Source organism: Vibrio sp. 10N.261.55.A7, assembly GCF_002877365.1.
Classification (GTDB): Bacteria; Pseudomonadota; Gammaproteobacteria; order Enterobacterales; family Vibrionaceae; genus Vibrio.
The window spans coordinates 25,921-40,058 of record NZ_MCWZ01000023.1; the positions used below are offsets into that span (position 1 = coordinate 25,921).

At 44.5% G+C, this 14,138-nt stretch carries 19 protein-coding genes; 12 read left to right on the top strand and 7 right to left on the bottom strand.

The window, feature by feature from the left end; translation table 11 throughout:
- Positions 1 to 6 precede the first annotated feature (6 nt).
- The 6 genes from ibaG to mlaF are packed head-to-tail and all read right to left on the bottom strand — an operon-like array spanning position 7 to position 3,328.
- Positions 7 to 261, bottom strand: coding sequence for a BolA family iron metabolism protein IbaG (gene ibaG, locus BCU12_RS02520; RefSeq protein WP_102402819.1), 255 nt, complete (start codon positions 259 to 261; stop codon positions 7 to 9).
- Between the two features lie 3 nt (positions 262 to 264).
- Positions 265 to 582 carry a lipid asymmetry maintenance protein MlaB gene (locus BCU12_RS02525; RefSeq protein WP_102402820.1) on the bottom strand — a complete coding sequence of 106 codons (318 nt, stop codon included), beginning with the start codon at positions 580 to 582 and terminating at the stop codon, positions 265 to 267.
- Positions 582 to 1,235, bottom strand: a complete 654-nt coding sequence (locus tag BCU12_RS02530; protein ID WP_198599231.1) for a phospholipid-binding protein MlaC — start codon at positions 1,233 to 1,235, stop codon at positions 582 to 584. Before BCU12_RS02530 ends, BCU12_RS02525 begins: the two co-directional genes overlap by 1 nt.
- 1 nt (position 1,236) lies before the next feature.
- Entirely contained in the window at positions 1,237 to 1,740 is a 504-nt protein-coding gene (mlaD, locus tag BCU12_RS02535; protein WP_102402822.1) for an outer membrane lipid asymmetry maintenance protein MlaD, read from the bottom strand.
- A gap of 2 nt (positions 1,741 to 1,742) precedes the next feature.
- Positions 1,743 to 2,534 (bottom strand): lipid asymmetry maintenance ABC transporter permease subunit MlaE, encoded by a 792-nt coding sequence (mlaE, locus tag BCU12_RS02540; RefSeq protein WP_102402823.1) that lies wholly within the window; start codon positions 2,532 to 2,534, stop codon positions 1,743 to 1,745.
- Positions 2,534 to 3,328: a phospholipid ABC transporter ATP-binding protein MlaF gene (mlaF, locus tag BCU12_RS02545; protein WP_102402824.1), complete on the bottom strand. Its 795-nt coding sequence runs from the start codon at positions 3,326 to 3,328 to the stop codon at positions 2,534 to 2,536. The genes mlaE and mlaF overlap by 1 nt, the downstream gene beginning before the upstream one ends.
- Before the next feature lie 240 nt (positions 3,329 to 3,568).
- On the opposite strand from mlaF, the gene BCU12_RS02550 reads away from it, so the two are divergent.
- From BCU12_RS02550 to mgtE, 12 genes are all read left to right on the top strand, one after another.
- Entirely contained in the window at positions 3,569 to 4,534 is a 966-nt protein-coding gene (locus BCU12_RS02550) for a calcium/sodium antiporter (protein WP_102402825.1), read from the top strand.
- 19 nt (positions 4,535 to 4,553) lie between these two features.
- Positions 4,554 to 5,525 carry a KpsF/GutQ family sugar-phosphate isomerase gene (locus BCU12_RS02555; RefSeq protein WP_102402826.1) on the top strand — a complete coding sequence of 324 codons (972 nt, stop codon included), beginning with the start codon at positions 4,554 to 4,556 and terminating at the stop codon, positions 5,523 to 5,525.
- Positions 5,526 to 5,554: 29 nt separating this feature from the next.
- Positions 5,555 to 6,112: a 3-deoxy-manno-octulosonate-8-phosphatase KdsC gene (kdsC, locus tag BCU12_RS02560; protein ID WP_102402835.1), complete on the top strand. Its 558-nt coding sequence runs from the start codon at positions 5,555 to 5,557 to the stop codon at positions 6,110 to 6,112.
- Positions 6,109 to 6,672 carry an LPS export ABC transporter periplasmic protein LptC gene (gene lptC / locus BCU12_RS02565; RefSeq protein ID WP_102402827.1) on the top strand — a complete coding sequence of 188 codons (564 nt, stop codon included), beginning with the start codon at positions 6,109 to 6,111 and terminating at the stop codon, positions 6,670 to 6,672. Before kdsC ends, lptC begins: the two co-directional genes overlap by 4 nt.
- Positions 6,653 to 7,147 (top strand): lipopolysaccharide transport periplasmic protein LptA, encoded by a 495-nt coding sequence (gene lptA, locus BCU12_RS02570; protein WP_102402828.1) that lies wholly within the window; start codon positions 6,653 to 6,655, stop codon positions 7,145 to 7,147. The genes lptC and lptA overlap by 20 nt, the downstream gene beginning before the upstream one ends.
- A gap of 2 nt (positions 7,148 to 7,149) precedes the next feature.
- Positions 7,150 to 7,875 carry an LPS export ABC transporter ATP-binding protein gene (lptB, locus tag BCU12_RS02575; RefSeq protein ID WP_017036137.1) on the top strand — a complete coding sequence of 242 codons (726 nt, stop codon included), beginning with the start codon at positions 7,150 to 7,152 and terminating at the stop codon, positions 7,873 to 7,875.
- A 51-nt stretch (positions 7,876 to 7,926) separates the two neighbouring features.
- Positions 7,927 to 9,405 carry an RNA polymerase factor sigma-54 gene (locus tag BCU12_RS02580; protein ID WP_102402829.1) on the top strand — a complete coding sequence of 493 codons (1,479 nt, stop codon included), beginning with the start codon at positions 7,927 to 7,929 and terminating at the stop codon, positions 9,403 to 9,405.
- A 24-nt stretch (positions 9,406 to 9,429) separates the two neighbouring features.
- Positions 9,430 to 9,717: a ribosome hibernation promoting factor gene (gene hpf, locus BCU12_RS02585; RefSeq protein WP_102402830.1), complete on the top strand. Its 288-nt coding sequence runs from the start codon at positions 9,430 to 9,432 to the stop codon at positions 9,715 to 9,717.
- A 2-nt stretch (positions 9,718 to 9,719) separates the two neighbouring features.
- Positions 9,720 to 10,166 carry a PTS IIA-like nitrogen regulatory protein PtsN gene (ptsN, locus tag BCU12_RS02590; RefSeq protein ID WP_102402831.1) on the top strand — a complete coding sequence of 149 codons (447 nt, stop codon included), beginning with the start codon at positions 9,720 to 9,722 and terminating at the stop codon, positions 10,164 to 10,166.
- A 7-nt stretch (positions 10,167 to 10,173) separates the two neighbouring features.
- Complete coding sequence (gene rapZ / locus BCU12_RS02595; RefSeq protein WP_102402832.1) at positions 10,174 to 11,034, top strand: RNase adapter RapZ; 861 nt, start codon at positions 10,174 to 10,176, stop codon at positions 11,032 to 11,034.
- Positions 11,035 to 11,056: 22 nt separating this feature from the next.
- Entirely contained in the window at positions 11,057 to 11,335 is a 279-nt protein-coding gene (locus BCU12_RS02600; protein ID WP_102402833.1) for an HPr family phosphocarrier protein, read from the top strand.
- Between the two features lie 125 nt (positions 11,336 to 11,460).
- Positions 11,461 to 12,816 (top strand): magnesium transporter, encoded by a 1,356-nt coding sequence (gene mgtE / locus BCU12_RS02605; protein WP_102402834.1) that lies wholly within the window; start codon positions 11,461 to 11,463, stop codon positions 12,814 to 12,816.
- A gap of 93 nt (positions 12,817 to 12,909) precedes the next feature.
- Here mgtE and pmbA read toward each other — a convergent pair.
- Positions 12,910 to 14,138, bottom strand: a 1,229-nt coding sequence (pmbA, locus tag BCU12_RS02610) for a metalloprotease PmbA (RefSeq protein WP_102402836.1), incomplete at its 5' end; no start/stop codon positions are given.

Sequence of the window (14,138 nt, forward strand, 5' to 3'; positions counted from 1 at the left end):
ATAACCTTACAACGACATCAGTTTTTTATCGCGTGCCCATTCATCAGGCGTGAACGCTTTTATTGAGACTGCATGGATGTCGTTTCTTTGAATGAATTCCATCAGAGGTGCATAGATTAGCTGCTGCTTCTTAACGCGGCTCATTCCATCGAAACAAGCATCAACAGCGACGACTTCGTAATGGCTTCCCTCGCCTTTTACGTGCACCTCATTAAGGTTTAACGCCTCTTCTAATATCTGTTGTACTTTTGCGCTATCCACAATTCACCCCTGCTTTTTGTGTATATGATCAACTAATATTGACTCTATATGACTTAATTTGAATAAGGTGCTCAGCTGTTCTGGCACGAAGCTGAGCATTATATGACAGTTTTGTTTTTTTGCATGCTCTATTAGGTGAATTAACATCACCATTCCTGCAGAATCAATTCTTTCTACACTTTTGAGTGATAATTCAACCTCATTTTGGTTGGGTTGCCACTGTTTTGCATAAGTCCATAAAGACGGTACTGTCTCTCTGTCTAGTGAACCAATCAGACTAACAAGTTCAAAACTGGACTGCTGCCATTGATGGTGACTCATTATTTCGCTCTCTCAAACTGAATGGGTTGGGCAGACAATGTTTCCAACTCTTGCGCGACGGCGAGTATGCCTTCCTGACGTAACTTACCACTCCACTCCGATTGTTTACTTGAAAGCAGGCTGATGCCCTCAGCGATAATATCAAACGCTGCCCACTCCCCTGTCTTCTTATCTTTTCGCAGCTTAAACTCCAATTTAATATTGGGTCTAGGGCTATCGATGATATCGACCTTGATACTGGTGATGCGTTTTCCTTTCGCTATTTTTGGCTCTGGCCCTAGCTCAATGGTTTGATTGGTGTATAACGTCAGTGCCTGCGCATAGGAGGTCACCAGATACTTACGAAACGCTTGCATAAAGACGCCAACATCCGCTCTATCCGCACCTTTTACATTCTGTCCGAGTAACTTTAGAGCTGCATACCGATCGTTAACATAAGGCATGAGCTCTTCTTCAACGATCACTTTCAAATGCTCGGGGTTATCTTGCACAATGTCCTGCTCTGACTTAAGTCTGGCAAAGGCTTGCTCAGAAACCTGTGTCATCATTTGATAAGGCTGAGTTTTATCAATCTCTGAAGCATTCAAAGAAAATGAAATGAGGAAACAACTCACTAAGGCCGTTAACCACTTAATTGACCATGATTTCCACATACTATTCTCCTGACTCACTGTCATCTGAATCTGAATCTGAACCGCCCAAGCTATACAATACTTGCCCGATCAAGTTCTCTAATACCAATGCAGATTTGGTGTCTTCAACATAGTCCCCATCCACCAGCATCTCTTCATCGTCAAATACAAAACCAGGTACAAGGCTGATGTACTGTTCGCCAATAAGCCCGGATGTCAAAATTTGCAGGCTGGAAGTTTCTGGAAACTGTTGAAAATCACTACTGACATTCATTGAAACCAAAGGCAATAAGTTCTCAGGATTAAGTCCAATACTGGTCACACGTCCCACAACCACGCCGCCAACCTTAACTGGAGAACGAACTTTCAGGCTGCCAATATTGTCAAACTCAGCGTGCAGTGTGTAAGTATCGTTCGACCCTAGGCTTTTAACGTCAGCAACTTGAAAAATCATTATCAAGATGGCGCAAATTCCCACCAAGACAAAGCTGCCAACCAAAAATTCCATTTTCTTATTTTGTTGCATGATTAATTCCCAAACATCAATGCGGTCAATATAAAGTCTAGCCCTAATACAGCTAGAGATGAATGCACAACAGTGCGTGTCGTGGCTTGGCTAATCCCTTCTGACGTTGGGACAGAATCATAACCATTAAATAGTGCTATCCAAGTAATCGTAACAGCGAACACCATACATTTAATCACGCTGTTACCAATGTCTCTTCCGAGTTCAACGGATGATTGCATCGCTGACCAAAAGCTGCCGTGATCAATCCCTTTCCAGTCAACACCAACAAGTTGCCCACCCCAAATACCGATGGCGATAAAAATCATCGCAAGCAAAGGCATCGAGATGATTCCAGCCCAGAACCTTGGCGCTATGATGCGCTTAAGGGGATCAACAGCCATCATTTCTAAGCTCGATATCTGCTCAGTCGCTTTCATGAGACCAATCTCAGCGGTTAGTGCAGATCCTGCTCGACCAGCAAACAAAAGAGCGGTGACAACCGGCCCAAGTTCACGCAGCAATGAAAGTGCAACCATTTGGCCTAGGCTACCTTCAGCGCCGTAATCGACCAGAACAACATAACCTTGCAGACTAAGAACCATACCAATGAAAAGCCCTGAAACGATAATGATCGCAAGAGACTGAACACCGACGCTGTGTAGTTGCTTGACTAATAGAGGGAAATTCTTAATTGGTTGTGGCCTTGTCACCAAAGCACCAAACAACATAAAACTGGCGCGACCAAATGCTTCACATAACGAAATCGTTCGCCGACCAATACTGGATATAAACGCCATCAATGCCGTTACCATTAAAATAACTCCTGTTTAATATCACAAGCTGGGTAACGAAATGGAACAGGGCCATCAGCTATTCCCTGCAAAAACTGCACAACTTTTGGGTCTGGATTGTCTTTGAGTTCCGCTGGTGTTCCTTTCGCGATGACTTTTCCATCGGCCAACAAATAGACCCAATCCGCAATACTCATCACTTCTGGTACGTCGTGAGAAACCACCACAGAAGTTACACCGAGTGCTTGATTGAGGTTTCGGATCAATTCAATAAGAACCCCCATTGTGATTGGGTCTTGGCCGACAAAAGGTTCATCGTACATGATAAGTTCAGGATCTAAGGCAATCGCACGAGCCAGTGCCGCTCGCCTTGCCATTCCGCCAGATAGCTCACTGGGCATCAACTGTGCAGCACCACGAAGTCCCACCGCTTCAAGCTTCAATAGCACCAAGGTACGAATAAGGGTTTCATCAAGAACTGTGTGCTCTCGAAGTGGAAACGCGACGTTATCGAATACATTCAGATCGGTAAAAAGCGCCCCAGATTGAAACAACATGCTCATTTTCTTGCGTACACGATATAACTCTTGGCGCTTTAGCTGAGGAATATCTTGGCCATCAAACCATATCTCGCCAGCATCAGGGGACAACTGGCCACCAATCAATCGAAGCAGGGTTGTTTTACCAATACCGGATGGCCCCATAATGGCGGTTATTTTTCCCGTAGGGACGGTTAAATTAATATCATCGAAGATCTTTCTTCCCGACCGAGAAAAGCTTAACTGGTTGATAGTAATTAGATCGCTTGCAGACATAAGCACTCAGTATCATCCGTAAATGTGCATCCATTAGATTATGAATCATAAGCATTATGCCCATGAAATTAAAGTTTTAGGCGTAGAATTCCATATTGCCTCGGAAATATTTTCCTGAGCCTTCGTCATAATTGAGTAAGATAACAACTAACTGCTAATTAATTTCATCTACATCTTCCCTTTTACCCATCAAACCGTCAAAATTAACGGTTAACTCATTATAGAAATTTAGGAATCACCATGCTGGAAGCTGTAGCATTTCTCATTGTTGGACTCGTATTTTTAGTCTGGAGTGCCGACAAATTAGTTTTTGGTGCTGCTGCGCTTGCTCGAAATGTCGGTATTTCTCCATTAGTGATTGGCATGACAATCTTAGCAATGGGCTCTTCTGCCCCTGAAATGATGGTTTCTGCTACTGCGGCCCTAGAAGGAAAAACCGATACAGCCGTGGGTAACGTTCTTGGCTCAAACATCGCCAATATCGCGCTAATTCTGGGTATCACCGCTTTAATCAAACCGCTTTCTATTAGCTCAGCAGTATTAAGACGCGAGCTACCCTTGATGATTGGAGTTACCCTTGTTGCGGGTGCTATATTGTGGGATAACCACCTTGGACGCTCTGAAGGTATCTTACTGTTTGTCCTGTTCGCATTTTTCATCCTCACGATGCTTAGGATAAGCCGAAATGAGAAGAAAAATGGCGACGTTCTATTAGATGAACAAGAATCAGAGGTGCCAGAAGGCGTCAGTAATTCCAAGGCTGCACTGTGGGTCGTCATTGGGTTAATTATTCTTCCAATCTCAGCAAATATACTCGTCAACAACGCGGTCATTATCGCGAAGTTCTTCGGCATGAGCGATCTCGTCATTGGGTTAACTATTATCGCGGTTGGCACCAGTTTGCCAGAGCTTGCGGCATCGTTAGCCGGCGTTTTAAAAGGTGAAGATGATATGGCCGTCGGCAATATCATTGGCTCAAACGTATTTAATATTCTCGCTGTGATGGGCATTCCAGGCATTCTTAGCCCATCAATCATCAACGCTTTCGCTATGGACCGAGATTTCTGGGTCATGCTCGCCGTATCATTGCTGCTTGTGGTGATGGCGCTCGGTAAATCCCGCAGCATTAATCGCATTGAAGGTGGCATCTTGTTCGCCATATTTATCGCCTACCAAGGCTATCTCATCATCAATATGACTGCATAACGCAGGATTGGAGTCGCGTATGTCGCCAGCATTTGACTATCATAGAGTTGCCAAACAAGTTCTGAGCACTGAAATACAGGCTTTAGAGCAGTTAGAACAGTACTTCAACCAAGACTTCACCGGAGCTTGTGAACGCATACTTCATAATCAAGGGAAAGTCGTGGTTATGGGGATGGGCAAATCTGGTCATATTGGAAATAAGATCGCAGCCTCTCTGGCGAGTACTGGAACGTCCGCTTTTTTCGTTCACCCTGGCGAAGCCGCGCATGGCGACTTAGGCATGATCGGAGAATATGATATCGTTTTAGCGATTTCTAATTCCGGTGAGTCTTCTGAGATCTTGTCTCTATTTCCAGTACTAAAACGTCGCAATATTTGCATAATCAGTATGACAGGGAAACCAAAGTCAAACATGGCGACATTGTCAGATTTCCATTTGCAAATCACCGTACCAAAGGAAGCGTGTCCTCTGGAGTTAGCCCCGACATCAAGCACAACCGCAACCCTAGTCATGGGTGATGCGTTAGCTGTAGCACTTATGGAAGCGCGTGGCTTTACTACTGAGGACTTTGCTATGTCTCACCCTGGCGGAGCACTAGGTCGTAAGCTATTGTTAAAGCTCTCAGACATAATGCATTCTGGAAGCACTCTTCCAACGGTCACACCCAACACACTCATTCGAGAAGCTCTCTTAGAGATCAGTCAAAAAGGCCTTGGAATGACTGCTGTCGTTGATGAAAATCATCACCTTGTAGGCATATTTACCGATGGTGACTTAAGACGTATTCTAGATAAACGAATTGATATCCATAGCTCTACGATTGGTGAAGTAATGACTCAGAATCCTACGGTTGCACACCCTGACATGTTGGCGGCAGAAGGGCTCAACTTAATGCAAGAGAAAAGCATTAATGGGCTAATGCTCTGCCATGAAGGTCGCCTGGTGGGCGCTCTCAATATGCACGACATGCTTAAAGCTGGAGTAATGTAATGAGTAGTCAAGCTATGAGTAACCAAGCTATGAACAACCAAGTTGAAACTCTATATGGGCCAGTCAATAAAGAGACGCTAGCCATAGCGAAAGAGATTAAGCTGTTAATTTGCGACGTAGATGGCGTATTTTCTGATGGTCGTATCTACATGGGTAACAATGGTGAAGAGCTTAAAACGTTCCATACAAGAGATGGCTACGGCGTAAAATCACTCATGAACGCAGGGATTGAGATCGCAATTATCACAGGTCGAAAATCTCAAATAGTCGAAAATAGAATGACAGCTCTTGGTATCTCTCTTATCTACCAAGGCCAGGATGACAAGGTAAAAGCTTACTCCGACATCTGCCATAGACTCAATATTGCACCTGAGCATACAGGCTATATTGGGGACGATTTAATTGATTGGCCAGTGATGGCGAAAGTAGGATTAAAGGTTTGCGTCGCTGATGGACACCCGCTGTTGCGACAACGTGCCAATTTTGTAACCACTATTTGTGGCGGACACGGAGCTGTCCGAGAGGTGTGTGACTTAATATTAGAAGCACGCGGTGAACTAGACTGCCATAAAGGTTTGAGTATATGAGTCTGTCTCGTATTCTTTACGTTTTATTGCTCTTTGTCTGTACCTGGTCTGCGTATTACCTATATGACAAAGAACAAGCGTTCGACATTCAAGTGGAGCCAAACCAAGAGCTTCCAATGTTTACCGGGCGAGATATCATTAATACTTCTTATACCGAAGAAGGGATAAGAAGCTATATCATAACGTCTGTATATTTAGAGAACTTCGCTGAAAGTGGCGATACTTGGTTTGATCTGCCTGTTCTAAAAGTGTACAAAGATGGAGAGGTCCAAGAATGGGAGATCACCGCTGATCGAGCGCTCCTAGATAACGACCAAATTCTCACACTTTACGATAACGTTATTGCGCATAACTTACTTGATGAGTCGGGATTCGACACCATGTCGACAGAAGAGCTCAGCATTAAATTAGCCAATCGTGATTTTTGGGCAGACAACCGAGTTGTCTTAGTCGGTCCACAATTTGAAACTGAAGGGCAAGCGATGAAAGGCAACTTTGCTGATAATCACGCTGTCCTTTATAACTATGTTCAAGGTAGATATGAAACTCTCGCACCTTAGCCTGATTATTAGCTTGGTCGCTTCAGGTAGCGCTTTTGCGCTTTCAACAGATAAAGACCAACCCGTTTATATTGATTCAGACAGTCAACATCTTGATATGCAAAGTAATAAGGTCACATTCCTCGGTGACGTGAAGCTAAAGCAAGGCAGTATCAACATTAACGCAGATAAGGTGATTGTTCTGCGTAACCCTGAAGATGGCACCATTGAAGAGATTGAAGGCTATGGCGATCTTGCCACCTTCTCACAGCTCACTGATGATGGTAAAACCCTCTACGGTGAAGCTGAAGAACTCTACTACAAACTGGTTGATGACCGCCTAACCATGATCGAAAGAGCCATGCTTTCTCAAGACGATAGCATTACTCGTGGAACAAAAATCCGATACCAAATCACCGAACAAAAGCTGATTGCTGACGGTAAGAGTGGCGATCGTGTTTCTACCGTACTTCAACCTCAAACCGTTCAAGAGTAAACATGTCGATACTAAAAGCTGAGAACTTAGCAAAAAGCTACAAAAATCGCCGAGTTGTTTCTGACGTAAGCCTTCAGGTTGAATCGGGGCAGATTGTAGGTTTACTTGGCCCAAATGGTGCGGGAAAAACAACATCCTTTTATATGATAGTAGGGCTTGTTGCTCGCGATGAGGGCAAAATCAGTATTGATGGTAAAGACATTAGTATCTTACCAATGCACAGCCGATCTCGAATGGGTATTGGCTACCTTCCTCAAGAAGCCTCCATTTTCCGTAAGCTTTCTGTTGAAGACAACATCATGGCGGTGCTTCAAACTCGTGAAGAAATCACCCATGAAGAGCGACAAGATAAACTGGAAGACTTACTCGAAGAGTTTCACATTCAGCACATCAGAAAAAGTGCCGGTATGGCTCTTTCTGGGGGCGAGCGACGCCGAGTAGAAATTGCTCGTGCACTGGCGGCCAACCCGCAGTTTATTCTACTCGATGAACCTTTTGCTGGTGTTGACCCAATATCGGTTATCGACATCAAGAAAATAATCGAGCATTTACGTGATCGTGGCCTAGGCGTGTTAATCACCGACCACAACGTTCGTGAAACCCTTGATGTATGTGAAAAAGCTTACATTGTGAGCCAGGGTCATCTCATCGCCGAAGGAACTCCCGCGGACGTTCTCAATAATGAACAAGTAAAACAAGTTTATCTCGGTGAACAATTCCGTCTATGATTAAATAGAGAGCGAAGTGGATTCTAAAAATAACAAGGTAAGCGATACTGAATGAAACCTTCATTACAGCTCAAGCTAGGTCAACAGTTAGCCATGACTCCCCAGTTGCAGCAAGCGATTCGTTTGCTGCAGTTGTCTACTCTCGATCTCCAACAAGAAATCCAGGAAGCTCTGGATTCCAATCCTCTATTAGATGTAGAAGAGTCAGGCGAAGATCAATCCACAACAGAAGACAAGAATACTGTTGCCGAAAAAGAGCCGACGGTAGAAGTCGCTGAACCTGAGTTGACGGCAGAACCTGATTTAAAAGACAGTTCAGAACTGATTGAGAAATCTGAAATTAGTAACGATTTAGAAATCGACACCACCTGGGAAGATGTCTACTCCGCCAACACAGGAAGTACCGGCATTGCTCTTGATGACGATGCACCTGTCTATCAGGGCGAAACAACACAGTCTCTTCAGGATTATCTTCTCTGGCAACTCGATTTAACGCCCTTTAGCGATAATGACCGCACAATCGCACTCGCAATTATTGATGCCGTTGATGACTATGGTTACCTCACCATCTCCCCAACTGACATCTTAGAAAGCTTTGATAATGAAGAGATTGAATTAGATGAAATTGAAGCGGTTCGAAAGCGCATTCAACAATTCGATCCTCTTGGTGCAGGCTCTATTAACTTGCAAGATTGTCTATTGCTGCAACTGGCGACGTTCCCTGAAGAAACACCTTGGTTAACGGAAGCAAAGCTCGTTCTCAATGATCATATTGATCAACTTGGGAATCGTGACTACAAGCTGATCATTAAAGAAACCAAATTGAAAGAAGCGGAACTTCGCGATGTTTTGGCGCTCATTCAGCAATTAGATCCTCGACCAGGTAGCCGGATTACTCCTGACCACGCTGAATACGTTATTCCTGATGTCTCTGTGTACAAAGACCATGGCAAGTGGGTAGTGACCATAAACCCCGACAGCGTCCCTAGATTAAAAGTGAACCAGCAATACGCCAGTTTAAGTAAAGGGAACAGCCCAGATAGCCAATACATTCGAAGCAATCTACAAGAAGCGAAATGGCTAATAAAAAGCTTAGAGAGCAGAAACGAGACACTATTAAAAGTGGCTAAGTGCATTGTCGAACATCAACATGGATTCTTCGAGTATGGGGAAGAAGCCATGAAACCGATGGTTCTCAATGATGTAGCATTAGCCGTCGACATGCATGAATCAACCATCTCTCGTGTTACCACACAAAAGTTCATGCATACCCCTAGAGGAATATTCGAGTTGAAATATTTCTTCTCTAGCCATGTCAGCACAGACAACGGAGGAGAATGTTCATCTACTGCAATACGTGCACTGATCAAAAAATTGGTTGCGGCAGAAAATACCGCGAAACCACTCAGTGACAGTAAAATTGCAGCCTTACTGGCTGAACAAGGGATTCAGGTTGCTAGACGGACGATAGCGAAGTACCGCGAATCTTTGGGCATCGCCCCATCAAGTCAGCGTAAACGCCTGCTATAAGGCCAAAACTGAAAAGGAAAGTCTATGCAAATCAATATTAATGCCCATCACGTTGATCTTACCGATTCAATGCAAGACTATGTAAATACTAAATTTAAAAAGCTTGAGCGATTTTTTGACCACATAAATAACATTCATGTGGTATTGAAGGTTGAAAAAGTAAGCCAGATCGCTGAAGCTACGCTGCACGTAAATCAGGGGGATATTCACGCAACCGCAGAAGATGAAAGTATGTATGCGGCCATCGATGCACTCGTGGATAAACTCGTCAGACAACTCAACAAGCACAAAGAAAAGCTAAGTAGCCATTAACCATGCAATTAAGCGAAGTATTGTCATTGAACTGCACCAAGAGCGCAGTTCAATGCACCAGCAAAAAAAGAGCCCTAGAGATGATCAGTGAGATTGTCGCAAATCAAACTGGACAGAACTCAACCGAGTTATTTGAATGCATGCTTTCTCGAGAGAAAGTAGGCAGTACTGGTATCGGCAATGGCATTGCAATACCACACGCTCGAATGAACTCTAGTGACCACGCCATTGCGGTATTACTTCAGTGCGAAGAGCCGATTGAATTCGACGCTATCGACAATCGCCCCGTAGACTTGCTGTTTGCTTTGCTCGTTCCTGAAGAGCAATGTAAAGAACACCTCAAAACCTTATCTTCAATGGCTGCACGCCTGAATGATAAGCAAGTGTTAAAGCAACTTCGTAACGCTCAAAATGATGAAGAGCTTTACAACATCATGATAAACCACTGAGTTCACTATGCGTTTAATTGTTGTGAGTGGTCACTCAGGAGCAGGTAAAAGTGTTGCTCTTCGTGTACTGGAAGATCTCGGTTATTATTGTGTTGATAACCTACCTGTGAACTTGTTTGATTCCTTCATGGAATCCGTCAGAGACAGTAAACAAAATGTCGCGGTTAGTATCGATATTCGTAACCTACCGAAAGAACCGAGTTTGGTTGATGACCTCATTGCCAAATTCCAGCACAACAATAATATAAGCGTACTGTTTCTAGATGCAAATCAAGAAACCCTTCTCAAACGCTATAGCGAAACTCGCCGAATTCACCCTCTCTCTTTAAGTGATTCTAAACCTTCTTTAGCTCAAGCCATTGAACTAGAAAAAAGTGTGTTGTCACCGATAAAAGAGCACGCAAACCTCTTCATCGACAGCAGTAATCAATCTCTGCACGAGCTCAGCGAAACGGTTAGGGTCAAAGTAGAAGGCACTGAAAGCAAAGATCTTATCATGGTCTTTCAATCATTTGGCTTTAAATATGGTTTGCCAAATGATGCCGATTATATTTTCGACGTGCGCTTTCTTCCAAACCCACACTGGGAGCCCAATTTACGCCCAATGACTGGGGTCGATAAACCCATTATCGAATTTTTGGAAAAACACGATGAAGTCACTGAGCTAAAAGAACAAATTCAAACGTTCATTGCTAACTGGTTACCGAATCTAGAGAACAACAACCGCAGTTACTTAACCGTCGCCATTGGCTGCACGGGTGGAAAACATCGTTCCGTTTACTTGACTCAGCAAATAGGCAAATACTTTGCTTCACAAGGTAAGCAAGTGCAAATTCGTCACGTATCTTTAGAAAAACACCACTCCTAAGGACCGACTAAAAGGGACATCTATGCAGCAAAATAGTCGCACAGTTTTAATTCAAAACCGTCTTGGACTTCATGCACGCGCTGCTGTAAAACTTGTCGAGCTTGCTCAGTCTTTCGATGCGGTACTGACTATCGTCAATCATGAAGGCACAGAAGCAACAGCAGACAGCGTTATGGGCCTGCTAATGCTTGAATCTGCTCAAGGACAGCATGTCACAATTAGCGCAGAAGGTGGTGATGCGAATACTGCGCTTGATGCTGTTTGCCACTTGATCGAAGACCGATTTGAAGAAGACGAATAAACTCAACAAATTCGTCAGCTAACACTCATTCTATAAATCAAATATTCATCACAATTGTAGTGGCTTAGGTATAAAATTAAGTTACTATTCAAACCATTGTAAATCTCGAGAATTAGGGGGAATCCATGGCAGAGCAGATTGAATTTGACCAAGCTCACCAAACCCTCCAAGAAGTGACCGACGCACTCGAAAACGGTCGCTTCGTCCATGTCCGACGTCAGCTACAGGACATGGAACCTGAAGATATTGCCCACTTGTTAGAGGCCTCCCCCCGTAAGAGTCGTGAAGTCTTGTGGCAACTCACTGATCCAGAAGACTACGGTGAAATCCTTGATGAGCTAAGCGAAGACGTTAAAGATGCTCTTGTTTCTAAGATGGCACCAGAAACCATTGCGGAAGCGACCGAAGGCATGGATACCGATGATGTCGCCTACGTCTTGCGAAGCTTGCCGGATGATGTCTCTCGTGAAGTCTTATCTCAGATGGATCTATCTGACCGTTTGCGAGTAGAGACAGCACTATCCTACCCTGAGGATACTGCGGGCGGTATCATGAACACCGACGTTATCACTATCCGTGCTGATGTCGATGTCGATGTTGTCCTACGCTACTTGCGTATGAAAGGTGATCTCCCAGAAGCAACAGATTCGCTGTATGTCATTGATCAAGAGAGCCGATTAATTGGTCAACTACCACTGATAGCCTTGTTAACGACTCAGCCCGACACACCTATTATTGATGTGATGGACGACGTGGACGAAGCCATATCAGTTGAAGCCAGCGATTCAGATGTTGCTAGCCTATTTGAGCGACGTAATTGGGTTTCAGCACCCGTTGTCGATAAAGCGCAACATTTGGTTGGTCGTATTACGATTGATGATGTGGTGGATGTTATCCGTGAAGACGCTGAACACTCAATGATGAGTTTAGCGGGTCTGGATGACGATGAAGATACCTTTGCACCTGTCGTTAAATCGGCACGAAAGCGTAGTATCTGGCTTGGTGTGAACGTTCTTGCTGCACTGACTGCGGCTTCTGTTTCGAACATGTTTGAAGCCACGCTTGAACAAATGGCCGCGATTGCTGTTTTAATGACCATTGTTCCATCAATGGGTGGCGTGGCCGGCAATCAGACCGTAGCACTGGTTATTCGTGGCCTTGCTCTTGGCCATATCGGTGATTCAAACAAACGCGAACTACTGTTAAAAGAAGCAGCCATTGGCTTTTTGAACGGCATACTGTGGGCACTGATTATCGGTGCGATCGTTGTCGCTTGGAAAGGGGACTGGGTGCTTGGCGGCATCATATCCGCGGCAATGATGGTCAACCTCCTCGTAGCAGGTATCGCGGGTGTAAGTATCCCGATAATGCTTAAAAAAATGGATATCGACCCAGCGTTGGCAGGGGGAATGATGCTCACGACTATCACAGATGTGATTGGACTATTTGTCTTCTTAGGTCTCGCGACCCTCGTTATATAGACCGATTCGACACCAAGTAAAAAGGCTTAACAATCATTGTTAAGCCTTTTTTAGTTTTTCTGAGTATTAACTAAGCATCATTGAAGTGAGTAACTACTCACCTGCAACCTTCATTGAGTCAAGCAGAATGGAACCCGTTTGAATCTGAGAGCGCGTTTCAACATCGCTGCCCACCGCCACAATACTTGATAACATCGTCGTAAGGTCACCCGCGATAGTCACTTCCGAAACCGGGAATTGAATCTCTCCATTTTCAACCCAAAACCCTGCAGCGCCACGAGAATAATCGCCAGTCACAATATTCACACCCTGTCCCATGACCTCAGTCACCAAAAAGCCTGTGTTGAGTTCTTTTAGCATCTGCTCGAAGCTCTGACCGGTTGATTGAACAAACCAGTTATGGATACCGCCCGCATGTCCCGTAACCTGCATATTCATCTTGTGGGCTGCATAACTGGTGATCAAATAAGTAGCAAGTTGACCGTCAGTAATGATCTCACGATCTTGAGTAAAGACCCCCTCGCTATCGAACGGGCTCGATGCTAAACCGCGCAATATATGTGGTCGCTCTGAGATATTAAACCAATCTGGCAATATCTTTTCGCCTAGCTTATCGAGCAAAAACGACGACTTGCGATACAAATTTCCACCACTGATCGCCATCACGAGATGCCCAATCAAGCCTGTCGCTACATCAGCGGCAAACATAATAGGATAAGTACCAGTCGGCAGCTTTTTAGCATCCAAACGGTTAATGGTTTTCTCAGCAGCTTGTTGTCCGACCGTTTCTGGCGTCCATAGCTCATCACGATGACGCGCAAGCGTGTAACTATAGTCGCGTTCCATCTCGCCATTTTTACCTTCGCCAATAACACAACAGCTTGTGCTATGGCGACTAGAAGCGTAACTAGCAAGCAGGCCATGGCTGTTACCATACACCTTGACGCCATAGTGACTGTCATAGCTTGCGCCATCACTCTGTTTTATCTTATCGCTATACGAAAGCGCTTGTTGTTCAGCAGCAATCGCAATCTGGGCTGCGTAATCTGGGTCTGGGGTATCTGGGTGAAATAAGTCTAGGTCTGGGATGTCCTTAACCATGAACTCTTTAGGAGCAGGGCCTGCATTCGGATCAACCGAAGTATACTGGGCAATATCCAGCGCTGCCGCAACCGTTTGTGCTATGGCTTTATCACTCAGATCAGACGTTGATGCACTGCCTTTTTGTTGATTACGATAAACGGTAATCCCCAATGCGCCATCACTATTAAATTCAACGTTCTCAACCTCACACATGCGAGTGGAAACGCTAAGCCCTGTCG